The sequence below is a fragment of the Kribbella sp. NPDC043289 genome, from assembly GCF_056436705.1.
Map to the genome: position 1 here is coordinate 143,227 of NZ_JBWKCB010000005.1, position 12,097 is coordinate 155,323.

Annotated in this window: 14 protein-coding genes; 7 read left to right on the plus strand and 7 right to left on the minus strand. The window is 67.5% G+C overall.

The window, feature by feature from the left end; translation table 11 throughout:
* The first annotated feature begins 96 nt into the window (after positions 1-96).
* On the plus strand, positions 97-2,256 hold the full coding sequence (locus tag AC0662_RS28310; RefSeq protein WP_478304407.1) for an MMPL family transporter: 2,160 nt from the start codon (positions 97-99) through the stop codon (positions 2,254-2,256).
* 64 nt (positions 2,257-2,320) lie between these two features.
* On the opposite strand, the gene AC0662_RS28315 is transcribed toward AC0662_RS28310, so the two are convergent.
* Together AC0662_RS28315 and yczE are read right to left on the minus strand one after the other, a co-directional pair.
* Positions 2,321-2,734 (minus strand): YbjN domain-containing protein, encoded by a 414-nt coding sequence (locus AC0662_RS28315; RefSeq protein WP_452199707.1) that lies wholly within the window; start codon positions 2,732-2,734, stop codon positions 2,321-2,323.
* A gap of 55 nt (positions 2,735-2,789) precedes the next feature.
* Positions 2,790-3,449: a membrane protein YczE gene (yczE, locus tag AC0662_RS28320; RefSeq protein WP_452199705.1), complete on the minus strand. Its 660-nt coding sequence runs from the start codon at positions 3,447-3,449 to the stop codon at positions 2,790-2,792.
* A 63-nt stretch (positions 3,450-3,512) separates the two neighbouring features.
* Here yczE and yczR point away from each other — a divergent pair, with 63 nt between their 5' ends.
* The 3 genes from yczR to AC0662_RS28335 all read left to right on the plus strand — a co-directional run bounded on the left by yczR (position 3,513) and on the right by AC0662_RS28335 (position 6,244).
* Positions 3,513-4,952: a MocR-like transcription factor YczR gene (yczR, locus tag AC0662_RS28325; RefSeq protein ID WP_452199704.1), complete on the plus strand. Its 1,440-nt coding sequence runs from the start codon at positions 3,513-3,515 to the stop codon at positions 4,950-4,952.
* Positions 4,953-5,144: 192 nt separating this feature from the next.
* A complete protein-coding gene (msrA, locus tag AC0662_RS28330; RefSeq protein ID WP_452199702.1) occupies positions 5,145-5,783 on the plus strand; it encodes a peptide-methionine (S)-S-oxide reductase MsrA in 639 nt (212 codons plus the stop codon).
* Positions 5,784-5,848: 65 nt separating this feature from the next.
* On the plus strand, positions 5,849-6,244 hold the full coding sequence (locus AC0662_RS28335) for a protein kinase family protein (protein ID WP_452199700.1): 396 nt from the start codon (positions 5,849-5,851) through the stop codon (positions 6,242-6,244).
* A 65-nt stretch (positions 6,245-6,309) separates the two neighbouring features.
* Here the strand turns inward: AC0662_RS28335 and AC0662_RS28340 are convergent, their stop codons facing one another.
* From AC0662_RS28340 to AC0662_RS28355, 4 genes are all read right to left on the minus strand, one after another.
* Positions 6,310-7,143, minus strand: coding sequence for a hypothetical protein (locus AC0662_RS28340; RefSeq protein WP_452199698.1), 834 nt, complete (start codon positions 7,141-7,143; stop codon positions 6,310-6,312).
* Between the two features lie 37 nt (positions 7,144-7,180).
* Positions 7,181-8,038, minus strand: a complete 858-nt coding sequence (locus AC0662_RS28345; protein WP_452199696.1) for an aminoglycoside phosphotransferase family protein — start codon at positions 8,036-8,038, stop codon at positions 7,181-7,183.
* On the minus strand, positions 8,025-8,591 hold the full coding sequence (locus tag AC0662_RS28350) for a P-loop NTPase family protein (RefSeq protein WP_478304410.1): 567 nt from the start codon (positions 8,589-8,591) through the stop codon (positions 8,025-8,027). The genes AC0662_RS28345 and AC0662_RS28350 overlap by 14 nt, the downstream gene beginning before the upstream one ends.
* Positions 8,592-8,692: 101 nt before the next feature.
* Positions 8,693-9,055 (minus strand): hypothetical protein, encoded by a 363-nt coding sequence (locus AC0662_RS28355; RefSeq protein ID WP_452199692.1) that lies wholly within the window; start codon positions 9,053-9,055, stop codon positions 8,693-8,695.
* 144 nt (positions 9,056-9,199) lie between these two features.
* Between AC0662_RS28355 and AC0662_RS28360 the strand changes: the two genes are divergently transcribed.
* Both AC0662_RS28360 and AC0662_RS28365 read left to right on the plus strand, forming a co-directional pair.
* Entirely contained in the window at positions 9,200-9,556 is a 357-nt protein-coding gene (locus AC0662_RS28360; RefSeq protein ID WP_452199690.1) for a YciI family protein, read from the plus strand.
* A 40-nt stretch (positions 9,557-9,596) separates the two neighbouring features.
* Positions 9,597-10,205, plus strand: a complete 609-nt coding sequence (locus AC0662_RS28365) for a chloramphenicol phosphotransferase CPT family protein (protein ID WP_452199689.1) — start codon at positions 9,597-9,599, stop codon at positions 10,203-10,205.
* A gap of 339 nt (positions 10,206-10,544) precedes the next feature.
* Here AC0662_RS28365 and AC0662_RS28370 read toward each other — a convergent pair whose 3' ends face one another.
* On the minus strand, positions 10,545-11,075 hold the full coding sequence (locus AC0662_RS28370) for a DinB family protein (RefSeq protein WP_478304412.1): 531 nt from the start codon (positions 11,073-11,075) through the stop codon (positions 10,545-10,547).
* A gap of 154 nt (positions 11,076-11,229) precedes the next feature.
* Here AC0662_RS28370 and AC0662_RS28375 point away from each other — a divergent pair, with 154 nt between their 5' ends.
* Positions 11,230-12,054: an alpha/beta fold hydrolase gene (locus AC0662_RS28375; RefSeq protein ID WP_452199683.1), complete on the plus strand. Its 825-nt coding sequence runs from the start codon at positions 11,230-11,232 to the stop codon at positions 12,052-12,054.
* The last annotated feature ends 43 nt before the right edge of the window (positions 12,055-12,097 follow it).

A 12,097-nucleotide genomic window follows, 5' to 3' on the forward strand; every position in this document is an offset into this window, starting at 1 on the left:
GTCACCACTCTCTCACTTCTCTTGCCTACCGTGCGGCAGGTAGCCTATCTACCGACCGGCAGGTAGACAGTGCACAACCCTCAGGAGGGGTCAGGGGTGTTCACCAGACTCGGACGCTTCGTCGTCCACAACCCGTGGAAGGTGATTGCCGCGTGGGTGGTCGCGGCGGTCGCGGTGATCGCGTTCGCGCCGACACTCGCGGATGTCACCACCAAGGACCAGGCGGCGCTGCTGCCCGACAAGTACGAGTCGGTGCAGGCGCAGAAGCTGGCCGCGGACACATTCGGGCAGACCAACGACGCGACCGCCAGCATCGTGGTCAAGCGCGCCACCGGCGGTGAGCTGACCGCGGCCGACCAGGCCAAGGTCACCCAGCTCGCGGCCAAGATCACCGCGGCGAAGATCGACCGGGTCACGGCGGCCGTCACCGGCCCGCAGGCGGTCTCACCGAACAAGCAGGTGCAGATCGTCAGCGTCGGCCTGAAAGGTACGGCGGACGAACAGCCGGTGCTCGACGCGGTCCAGAAGATCCGCGACGTCGCCGGACCCGCCCTCACCGGCGCCGACCTCGAGTACGGCGTGACCGGTGACGCGGCGCTGATGCTCGACAACCAGGACGCGTTCGAGAACGCCTTCGTCGTGGTCGGGATCGCGACCGTCGTGCTGATCATCGGCCTGCTGCTGGTCATCTACCGCAGCCCGGTCGCGGCGTTCCTGCCGATCCTGACGGTCGGCCTGGTCTCCGGGATCGCGCCCGGCCTGATCGCACTCGTCGCGAAGGCCACCGGCCTACAGGTCACCCAGGATCTGCAGACCATCCTGACCGTCGTGCTGTACGGCGTCGGCACCGACTACATCCTGTTCCTGCTGTTCCGCTACCGGGAACGACTCCGGGCCGGCGAGCAGCCGAAGGAAGCGCTGGTGAACGCGGTCGCCCGGGTCTCCGAGGTGATCGTCTCGGCGGCGGGCGCGATCGTGGTCGCGTTCAGCGCATTGCTGCTGGCGGTGTTCGGTGGGTTCAAGAGCCTCGGCCCGGGGCTGGCGATCGCGGTCGCGGTGATGGCGTTCGCGGCGATCACGCTCGTCCCGGCGGTCGTCTCGCTGCTCGGCCCGAAGGTGTTCTGGCCGTCGAAGTCCTGGCAGAAGACGCCGAAGGGCGCGACGTTCAAGCGGCTCGGCCGATTCACCGCCCGGCGCCCGGCCGTGGTGGCGGCGATCTCCGGCGGCGTGATGGTCGTGCTCGCGCTCGGCTCGCTCGGGATGAAGGTCGACTACGACGCGTTCAGCCAGCTCCCGGACGGCACCGAGTCCGCCCGCGCGGTCAAGGACCTGCAGGCCGGATTTCCCGCAGGCGCCCTGAACCCGACGACGGTCTACGTCCGCAGCACCGACGGCACGCCACTCGATCCCACCGAGCTCACGGCGTACGCCGGGAAGCTCGCCAAGGTCGACGGGGTGGGTGGAGTACTCCCGGCCGGCGCGGACGGCAGCATGGCGCTGCTGAACAAGGACAAGACGGTTGCCCAGCTCAACGTCGTACTGAAGGACGCGCCGTACGCGAACGCGTCGCTGGATCTGGTGGACGGCAAGCTGCGCGAGGTCGCACACGCCGAGGCGCCGGACGGGACGACCACACTGCTCGGTGGCGTGACGGCCGGGTACGCCGACATCCGGGACGCGAACAGCCGGGACCTCTCGGTGATCTTCCCGGTCGCCGGTGGGCTGATCGCGGTCATCCTCGCGCTGCTGCTGCGGTCGCTGATCGCTCCGTTGATCCTGATGCTCGCGGTGGTACTGAGCTTCTTCAGCTCGATCGGCGCGACGGTGTTCGTGTTCCAGGGCGCCGCCGGCCACGCCGGGGTCACATTCTCGCTGCCGATCATGCTGTACCTGTTCGTCGTTGCCATCGGCACCGACTACAACATCCTGATGATCGCGCGACTCCGCGAGGAGGCCGAGCGCGGAACGGATCCACGGACCGCGGCCGACCTCGCGATCGAGCACGGCGGTCCGTCGGTGGCGGCGGCCGGGCTGATCCTGGCCGGCACGTTCTCGTCTCTGATGCTGGCCGGTATGGCGCTGCTCACCGAGATGGGTTTCTCGGTCGCGGCCGGCATCGTGATCTCGGCGTTCGTGATGTCGAGCTTCCTGGTGCCCAGCCTGATCGCGCTGCTCGGCCCCCGCGCCTGGTGGCCGCGCCGGCTGAAGGTCCGCTCGACGACTCCCGAGGAGCATGAACTGGAGCCCGTCGGCTGAGAGCCCGCAGGCTGAGGGGTCCTGCGAGAAACGGGTCCCGGACCGTGACGGTCCGGGACCCGTGTCAGGTGAGCTGCTCGGCCAGGCAGCGGTCGAACTCGATCGCGGCGCGGATCCAGCTCACGATCGTGTTCACGAAGTTGTCGAGGACGACGCCACCGGTGACGATCATCTGGACCTCACCGATGACCCGGACCGTGCCGTCGTCGTCGGTGTGGGTGTAGACCTTCGGCCAGAGCGTGGTCCGGTTCCAGTCGTCGACGATCCCGAGCAGCCGCGGCTTGTCGTCGAGGCCGTAGTCCCGGTCGTAGAACGTCCGGACCGACAGCACCTGCTGGTCCTCCTCGCCGCGGAACATGAAGTAGGTCCGGAACGTCTCCCACGGCGCCGCGAGATCCCCTTCCTCGTCGACGATGTGCTTGAGCTCCATCTGCTCCAGCAACTCGATGATCAGTTCCTGATCGGGAACGACCGACACGATGCTCGACTCCTGACTGGCTCGGGAACGGCACATCGTACGGCCGGGTCGGGGTCTACTCGCGCTTCAGTCGCACGGTGAAGATCGGCAGCAGGACGTGCACGAGCGGGCCGATCGAGAGCGCGTACACGACGGTGCCGACGCCGATCGATCCGCCGAGCAGGAAGCCCGTGGCGAGGACCGTGAGCTCGATCGCCGTCCGAACCAGACGCACGCTCAGACCGGTACGCCGCACCAGGCCCGTCATCAGTCCGTCACGGGGACCGGGGCCGAACTGGGCGCCGATGTAGAGGGCCCCGGCCAGCGCATTGAGGACGACGCCGGAGAGCATGAACACGATCCGCAGCCAGAGCGCGTCGGGCCTGTCGACCGTGGCCAGGGTGAGGTCGGTGACCAGGCCGATGATGATCGCGTTGCTGATCGTGCCGAGACCCGGCCACTGGCGCAGCGGGATCCAGGCCAGCAGTACGACGAAACTCGCCGCGATCACCACCGTGCCGAAGCTCAGCGGGACGTGCTTGGTGATACCCGAGTGGAAAACGTCCCACGGGTCGAGGCCGAGGTTGCCCTGGATCATCAGGCCCATCGAGGCGCCGTACAGGGTCAGGCCGACGTACAGCTGCACCAAGCGGCGGGGCAGGTGGCCTGCTTTCAGCTGCTGGATCGGGTTGATGGGTGCGAGCTGACGCGGCGGCGCAGCGGAGGTGGCGGTCACGTTCTCCAGTGTCCGGAGTAAGTGGCCTGGTATTCGATAGCCAATTGCGCGATAGTGGACTGCATGCAAGCGCGTTATCTCCCCGCCAGCACGTTGACCGGCCTGCTCGGCGAGTGGGCGGACGGGACCGGTCCGGCGTACCGGCTGCTGTCCGAGCGGCTGCGGCTGCTGATCGCGGACGGGCGGATCATGCCCGGATCGCGCCTGCCGAGCGAGCGGGAGCTGACCGAGGCGCTGGGAGTCAGCCGTACGACGGTCGCGTCGGCGTACCGCGAACTCCGGGACAGCGGGTACCTGACGAGCCGCCGCGGATCGGGCAGCGTCACGGCGCTGCCGTCGAAGGTCGAGCCGGAGCTCGGGCGGCACCACGCGCCCGGGATCGACACCGGCGGGATGTACGACTTCACGTGCGCGGCGCCCGCCGCGGTGCCGGGGATCAGTACCGCGGTTGCGTCGGCCGCCGACGCGCTGCCGCTGCATCTCGCGACACCCGGGTACCACCCGCAAGGACTGCCGGTACTGCGCGCCGAGATCGCGGCCGCCTACTCCGAACGCGGGCTGCCGACGTCGGCCGATCAGATCATCGTGACCGCGGGTGCGCTGGCCGCGACCTCGATCGCGGTCCGGGCGATCACGCAGATCGGGGATCGGGTGCTGACCGAGAGCCCGACGCACCCGAACTCGGTGGACGCGATCCGGCGCAGCGGGTGCCGCGTGGTCGCCGTACCGATGTCGCCGGGCGGCTGGGACCTGCCGTTGTTGGAGGCAACGATCCGGCAGACGGCGCCGCGGGCCGCTTGGTTGGTCGTGGACTTCCAGAACCCGACCGGTTTCCTGATGCCGGCGGCGGATCGGCAGCGGCTGGCGCGGGCGTTCGCGCGGTCGCGGACGACGGCGATCGTGGACGAGACGCTGTTCGAGCTGTCACTGGACGGGCAGGAGATGCCGCCGCCGTTCGCGTCGTACGACCCCGACGGGGTGATCACGGTGGGGTCGGTGAGCAAGTCGTTCTGGGGCGGGTTGCGGATCGGGTGGATGCGGGTGCCGGAGGCGCTGGTCGCGCGGGTGCTGGACGCGCGGGCGTCCATGGATCTCGGGGCGCCGGTGCTCGAGCAGCTGGTCGTCGCGGACCTTCTGCGTCAGCGGTCGACGCTGCTCCCGGAGCGTCGCGCCGAGCTCGCCCGCCGCCGGGACGCGCTGGCCGCGGTCGTCGCCGCCGAGCTCCCGTCGTGGAACTTCAATTTGCCGTCCGGTGGGCTGTCGTTGTGGTGCGAACTCCCCGAACCCGTCGGCTCCAGCCTCGTCGGGGTCGCCCAGCGTAACGGTGCGCTGCTGGTCGCCGGCTCCCGCTTCTCCCCCGACGGCGGCCTCGAGTCCTTCATCCGCCTCCCGTACACGCTGGACGTGGAGTCGTTGCGCGACGGCGTACAGCGACTGGCCGCGTCGTACGACTCCCTGACCGCCGGCGCTCCGCCGCGGCGGACTGGGGTGATGATCGCCTAACGCCGTACCGAACGACGGGTAGTGGTCACCCCTGACCGCCCCGGCCGCCGCCGCGCCAGGCGTGCCGTGGCCCGCCACGTCCGACCACTACCCGTTCTTCGGTACGTCATCGTGCCGTAAGGGGTGCGGGGAAGGTTCGCCTTACATCGGGCGTTGAGAGACTATGAGAGTCACTCTGCGAGAGGCGTGAGAATGTCGTTCTTCACCCGCAACACCGCCATGGTCGAGCCGCAGGCCGCGCTGCCGGGCCGGCCGACCCCCGGCTTCGCCGTACCGGACGAGAACATCGTCCTGCACACGCCGCAGACCGCCGCCGCGCCCGAGGGGTTCGAGGAGGTCTGGTTCGGTACCGGATGCTTCTGGGGCACCGAGGAGATCTTCTGGCAGCAGCCCGGCGTGTACACCACCGCCGTCGGGTACGCGGGCGGTTACACCCCGAACCCGACGTACGAAGAGGTCTGCAGCGGCCGCACCGGTCAGACGGAGGCCGTCCGAGTCGTCTACGACCCGACCAAGACCACGTTCACCGATCTGTTGAAGGTGTTCTGGGAGACGCACGACCCGACCCAGGGCATGCGTCAGGGCAACGACCTCGGTTCGCAGTACCGCTCGGCGATCTACTACACGACCGACGCCCAGCGCGCCGAAGCCGAGCGCACCCGCGACCTCTACGCCCCCGCCATCAAGCCCCTCGGCTACGGCGACATCACCACCGAGATCGCCCCCGCGCAGACCTTCTACTACGCGGAGGACTACCACCAGCAGTACCTCCACAAAAACCCCAACGGCTACCGCTGCCACAGCAACACCGGCGCCAAGTTCCCCGCCTGACAAGCTGTAATGCACCGAGCGCCCGACCGCCAAGCGGCCGGGCGCTCGTGTCATACGGTGTCCGGGTGAAGAACGACGACCGCCGCCTGCGCCGTCTCGTGGTGGGTGACGTCACTTGGCGCTGGACGGTCCGTCAGCAAGTGAAACCCAGCTATGAGGACTGCCGGCTGACGCTCTCCTTGTTCCCCGAGGGCACGCGGCACAGGTTGGTCTTCGTCTTCCGTCCCGGCCCGGACCGGGTCGTCTCGAACACGTACTTCGACGCCGCGGCCCTGGTGCGTCTGCCGGATCGCAGCTATCTCAATCTCTTCGAGCCTGGAACTGTTCGCCGGCTCCTGGATGCGGCTTTGTCGACCCTGGACCTCTTCGCACGCGAGCAGGTGACCGAGGTCGACGGATGGCCGTACTTCGACACAGTCGTGGACTCAGCCAATGAGACAGGCGACCTGCTCGACGACTGATCCTTCAGCAGGCCGAGGGCTCTGCCGCCGGTGGAGCCCTCGGCTTGTGTGTCGTGCTCCCGAAATCAGGTCAAGGTCGGTAGGACACTCTTGGCGGCGCCGGCGTTGACTCCTGCTGCGGCTTTCCACCAGCAGGCTGGGTACGCACGTTCCACGAACCGCTGGGATGGAAGATCACGCGCACTCCACGGAACGAACTCCCTGGCGAATCCAGGATGATCGTCTGTGTCGAGTACGCCGCAGATCCCCAGTATGTCCAGCAGGACCTCGCGTTCGGCCTTGTTGCCTTTCACGAAACCGAGCTGAGCAGCGGCCTGGGATGCCGTGATGTCAGGCGGAAGATCATTCAGCGTCTCGAGGACTGTGCGCCCGAGCCGTATGTCCTCGGCGGTCGGCTCGAGCCTCGGCGCCAGGCGAAACTGCTGCAGGTCGAAGGCGACATAGTTGATGTTGTCGCGTCGCACCCCTCCCCATTTGAAGCGTTCGAAGTTCAGTACGTTGAGATCCTCGGCGGCCGACTCCGAGTACAACCCGCACACCGCGCACTGGCGACCGCGAGTGCTCGCCGTGAAGCCATGGTCCGGTAGGCCGCGCGCGATGAGGAACGATGCCAGGACCGAGCGCAGGTCGAGTCTGCGACTGGTCAGGCTCGCCACAAACGCCGCCTCTGCTTCCATGAGTGATACGTGGCCGACCGCAGCCTGTGCCGTCGCGACCCAACCGTCGTGACTCAGGACGACCGGCTCCGGAAACATGACACCTCGCTGAACGGCCGCGCGGAGATCCTGATCAGCGGGCCAATCCGGCGACTCTCGCCAACCTGCAGCGGACCAGAAGGTGTCTATCAGAGGCTGAATACTGCCTGGCGACGCGTCGTACTTCGTCTGCGGTGTATCCACGCCGTTGATGATGCCGCACGACGGTAGGGGTGTCGCTCTACCAGACGACGTCGTCGAGCGCCGGCCACGGCGGACCCTCCCGCAGAACGCGAAGGTACGCCACTCCCGATTCTCTGCCGCTCGGGTGTTGGTCGTTGAGACTCCAGCGATGCGTTGCGACGATCGCGAGTACGACACCCCTGCACTCACCGACCAAATCTTGGTCAGCGTCGGGATAGTGCTGGCTGACCTCGCTAGGCGCCCAAGCCAGGTCGTACTCGACGGGCCCACGGGCGGTGTTTTCGAAGTCAATGAGGAGCGGCCCGTTCTTCGTGTTGAGGATGTTCAACGGGTGCGGCTCGCCATGCAGCAGTTGTTCGGCGCCGCGCCGGTCGACGATTGATCGCCCTAGATCGTGCAGCGTGTTGGCGAGCAGCGCCCGGTCCGTATCCGCGAGATCGGGAGTGACATCACGGCTGGCAACGTCTCGTTGAGTAGCAGCCACTCGATCCATGAAGTGTGGTGTCGTGATCTCGATCCGCCGCAGGCCGGCATGAAGACGTGCGAGCGCCTGCGCGTACTCGGCCGGCGGAAGCATTGGTGACTGCACAGGTTCGACGTAGGCCCACAGGGCGATCTTGAAGCCGTCATGCACGAAGACGCGTGGTTCGGCTCGAGGCTCGAGCGGGGCGACCGGGCTGTCCGTCTGCGTTAGCCGCCGCACGAGTTCAACTTCTTGCTCTGCGCTTGCGAAATGCGTCATGGGCGTGACTCGGGCGACGGTGTCGCACGGCGTCAGACGGATGACGAGTCGGTTGGAGTCGCTGAGAACGATCGCGTCGTCGACGGCCAAGCCGAGTTCTGAGGCGGTCGACATCGCCACAGCCAGCGCGCGCCGCGCCTCAGATGCTTCCATCTCGGTCTCCCCTCCCCTTGACGTCGACTGCCCCGTCCAGGAATTCCCTGATCGCCCGTTTGGACTTGAGCACGTGCCGGGTCACGTCTTGCCCGTGTCGGGCGATGATCGCTTGCTCGCGTTCGAGTTCCGCGCGCCGGTTCCGCCAGATGAGCGGGATGAGGCGCCATTCATCGCGCAACCGTTGCCAGGCCGAGTACTCACAGCCTTCAGGCAGCGTGTCCGGCATTCGGCAGCCGCGCAGCAACGCTCGTCCCGCGCACCGCCACCACGGCGTGGCTAGGACCACCACAGTGTCGGCGCGTTCGAGCCGGAGATCGAGCGTCTCGGCGTAGTTGCCATCGGCAATCCAGGCGTTGTTGGCAAGGAGGTCACGTTGTTTCTCGCGCCACTCGGCCTCCGACGGTTCGGTCCAGCCCGCCTTCCAGAACTGGAGGTCCAGATGGATGACCGGCAGGCCGGACTTGACCGCAAGCGCCCGGGAGAACGTGGATTTCCCGGATCCAGCCATCCCGGTGACGACGATGCGGCGTTGCGTTTCGTGGGGGTACATGACACCTCGCAGGGTTCGCAGCGGTGCCAGGTTCGACTACATGAAGGCTGTCTGCGCCATGGTGTCGAAGCTGGCAAATGACCTTCTGCGACACGGCAGGATCAAAGATGCCCCGGCAGAGCTGGCAGGTCGCCCACCTGGCGGATCCACGCGCTGACCGTCATCGGGAACGGGGCGAACGTCTCCTCCAGCCAGTCGGCCAGCGCGGGCGCGCCCGGCGACGGCGGGACATGGGCGGGACGCGGCGTCCCCTCGTCGTCGTTCTCCTGCGCACGGAAGCCCTGCGCCTGCAGCCGCCCAACGAGCGTCTCGACGTTCCTGCGGGCACGGTCGGCAAACTCGCGCGCCACCGCCTCGGCGTCCTCGCGGTACGGAGCATCGAAGACCCGTCCGCCGAGACCGCGTAAGTCGCGCCATACCTCGTCGGGATCACCGGACACGTACCGCGCGTGGTAGCTCACCATGGCCGCCATCCTCGCAGGGAGCGACCAGCGTCGCCCGGTGTGGTTCCCGTGTGTGAAACTCGTGAGGGCGGGTGTCGGATTCGGTGGGGTGTGTTCGTGGTGAGGGTGGAAGGTGGTCGTGGCGGCCGCCGCTGAGGAGGAGAGATGTCCGAGTACCTCATTGCCTTCAACGACGAGTGGGTGCCTGAGCACACCGACGAGGAGCTGGCGGCCAAGTCCGCGGCTCTGCGGCCGCTCATCGCGGAGATGAAGGCGGCCGGGGTTCTGATCTTCACCGGCGGGCTGGAGCCCGATGCGCCGGTCTTCAGTGTGGACGCGTCGAGCGGTACGCCGATGTTCAGCGACGGGCCGTACGTCGAGTCGAAGGAACACCTCGGCGGGTTCGCGGTCGTCGACGTACCGGACGAGGACGCCGCACGCCACTGGGCCGGCAAGATCGCCATCGCCTGCGGCTGGCCCCAACAGGTCCACCGCTTCCAGACACCCCGCAACCGCTCGTAACAGCACCTCAGCTGACCGGCTGGTCAGGGATCATGGGGCGATGTCCATCAGCGCGACCCATGAGTTGCTTCCAGAGACCCCGGTCGGGCGGCCGGGGCGGCTGATCCTGCTGAACGGGACTTCGAGTTCTGGGAAGTCGAGTGTTGCGAAGGAGTTGCTGGGCGCGCTGGACGGGGCCTGGTTTCACTTGGCGGTTGATCAGTTTCATCATGTGCGGGCTCGGCGGGAGTGGAGCGAGGAGGAGTTCCTGCCGGTGTTTCAGCGGACCGTGTTGGGGTTTCACCGGGCGGTCGCGGGGATGGCCTCGGCGGGGAATGACGTGGTGGTGGATCACATCTTGGGTGAGCGCTGGCGGCTTGCGGATTGTCTCCAGGTGTTTGACGGGCTCCCGGTGTATTTCGTTGGGATTCGCTGCTCGTTGCCTGAGCTCGAGCGGCGGGAGCGCGAGCGTGGGAACCGGACGATCGGCCGCGCTGCGTTGCAGTTCCCGCTTGTCCACCAACACGGCACGTACGACGTCGAGGTCGACTCCGAGCGTCAGAATCCGGCGGAGTGCGCCGCAACGATCCGCGATCGCCTGTCAGCGGGCCCACCGAACGCGTTCGACGAGCTGCGCCGAGTGGCCGAGCTACAACCTGTAAACCGATAACCCGAGTTACGACCGGTGAAGGTGCTTGTTGTTGGTCTCTGATGAGACCTGGCGTGGTGCCTTGGTTGGTGGGTGGTGGGGCGAGAGGTTCGGCGTGGCCAGGCCGGCCTGGATGGCTCGGGCCATTGCAGCTGTCTGCAGGTCGGCGTCGGGGGTGACGGTCAGCGGCGTCGATACCGCACATCCCGCGGCGCCGATGAGAGACCCCTCGACCACGAACCCACCGATCACCGCACCATCGTCGCCAGCGCGCGAGCCCCGATCCAGCTTTCTCGCAAGCCGCTAACGACAAGCGCCGAGGACGCCACCGACCGGCGGCACCCTCGGCGCTGGAGCGCGTCAGCCCATCGACTTCTGCCCGTCGATGGCTTCGCGGATGATGTCGGCGTGGCCGGCGTGCTGCGCGGTCTCGGCGGTGATGTGCAGGAAGACGCGGCGGGCGGTCCAGAAGACGCCCGGGGGCTGCCAGGGGGCGGAGGGCAACTCGTAGCTGACGTCGAGGTCGAGGGTGCGGACCAGGTCGTCGGTGGCGGCGGCGATCTTCTCGTACTCCGCCAGTACGCCGGCCAGCGTCTCGCTCTCGGTGAGGCGGAACTGGTCCTGCCACGAGGCGATCATCTCCGGCGTGAACTCGGACTCGGCCGGGACGTCGTCGGGACGCGTCCCCTGGGCGAACTCGGCCCAGTGCTGCTCGACCGCCGACACGTGCTTGATCAGGCCGCCGATGGTCAGCTCGCTGACGGTGCTGCGGGTGCTCGCCTGCTCGTCGGTCAGGCCCTGCGCGGTGTGCCGCAGGAAGTACCGGTGCTTGGCCAGGAAGTCCAGGATGTCGGCCCGCTCGCCGGTCACCGGCTGCTCGTTGTTCGTCATGTCCCTGACTCTAGAAGGTGTAGCGGCCAGATAGTGACCGCTATTCGAACCGGCCCGAGAACTCCTCGGAAATCCAGGCGACAGCAGCTAGCGTGTCCCGGGGGCGGCAAAGGGCCGATCCCCTTTGTGCTGAAAGGGAATCAGGGGGTACACCGTGGGAACGATCACGACCAGCGACGGCACCGAGATCTTCTTCAAGGACTGGGGTGAGGGGCAGCCGATCGTCTTCAGTCACGGATGGCCGCTGTCGGCCGACGACTGGGACAACCAGCTGCTGTTCTTCCTGTCGAAGGGGTACCGCGTCGTCGCGCACGACCGCCGGGGGCACGGGCGGTCCACGCAGACCAGCGGTGGTCACGACATGGACCACTACGCCGACGACCTGAAAGCCGTCATCGACCACCTCGACCTGCACGACTGCATCCACGTCGGTCACTCGACCGGCGGCGGCGAGGTCGTGCACTACCTGGCCCGGCACGGCGAGGGCCGGGCCGCCAAGGCCGCGATCCTGTGCGCGGTCCCGCCGTTGATGGTGAAGACCGACGCGAACCCGGAGGGCCTGCCCAAGGAGGTCTTCGACGACCTGCAGAACCAGCTCGCCGCGAACCGGTCCGCGTTCTACCGCGCCCTACCGGAGGGCCCGTTCTACGGGTTCAACCGCCCGGGTGTCGAGCCGGTCGAAGCCGTCATCGCGAACTGGTGGCGCCAGGGCATGATGGGCGGCGCCAAGGCGCACTACGACGGCATCGTCGCGTTCTCCCAGACCGACTTCACCGAGGACCTGCGGAAGATCACTCTGCCGGTCCTTGTCGTGCACAGCGAGGACGACCAGATCGTCCCGTACGCCGATGCCGGTCCGAAGTCGGCCGCACTGCTCAAGAACGGCGTCCTGAAGACCTATCAAGGACTGCCGCACGGCCTGCCCACAACCCACGCGGACGTGGTCAACGCCGACCTGCTCGAGTTCTTCCAGTCCTGACCCGCACCACCCGGCTTCGTCACGCAGCCTTGCGCGCCCTCCC

Coding starts and splice junctions, on each gene's coding strand:
- yczR (WP_452199704.1), top strand. CDS start 3,513: ATGCAAGCGCGTTATCTCCCCGCCAGCACGTTGACCGGCCTGCTCGGC.
- msrA (WP_452199702.1), top strand. CDS start 5,145: ATGTCGTTCTTCACCCGCAACACCGCCATGGTCGAGCCGCAGGCCGCG.
- AC0662_RS28345 (WP_452199696.1), bottom strand. CDS start 8,038: ATGGAAGCATCTGAGGCGCGGCGCGCGCTGGCTGTGGCGATGTCGACC.
- AC0662_RS28350 (WP_478304410.1), bottom strand. CDS start 8,591: ATGTACCCCCACGAAACGCAACGCCGCATCGTCGTCACCGGGATGGCT.
- AC0662_RS28355 (WP_452199692.1), bottom strand. CDS start 9,055: ATGGTGAGCTACCACGCGCGGTACGTGTCCGGTGATCCCGACGAGGTA.
- AC0662_RS28360 (WP_452199690.1), top strand. CDS start 9,200: ATGTCCGAGTACCTCATTGCCTTCAACGACGAGTGGGTGCCTGAGCAC.
- AC0662_RS28365 (WP_452199689.1), top strand. CDS start 9,597: ATGTCCATCAGCGCGACCCATGAGTTGCTTCCAGAGACCCCGGTCGGG.
- AC0662_RS28370 (WP_478304412.1), bottom strand. CDS start 11,075: ATGACGAACAACGAGCAGCCGGTGACCGGCGAGCGGGCCGACATCCTG.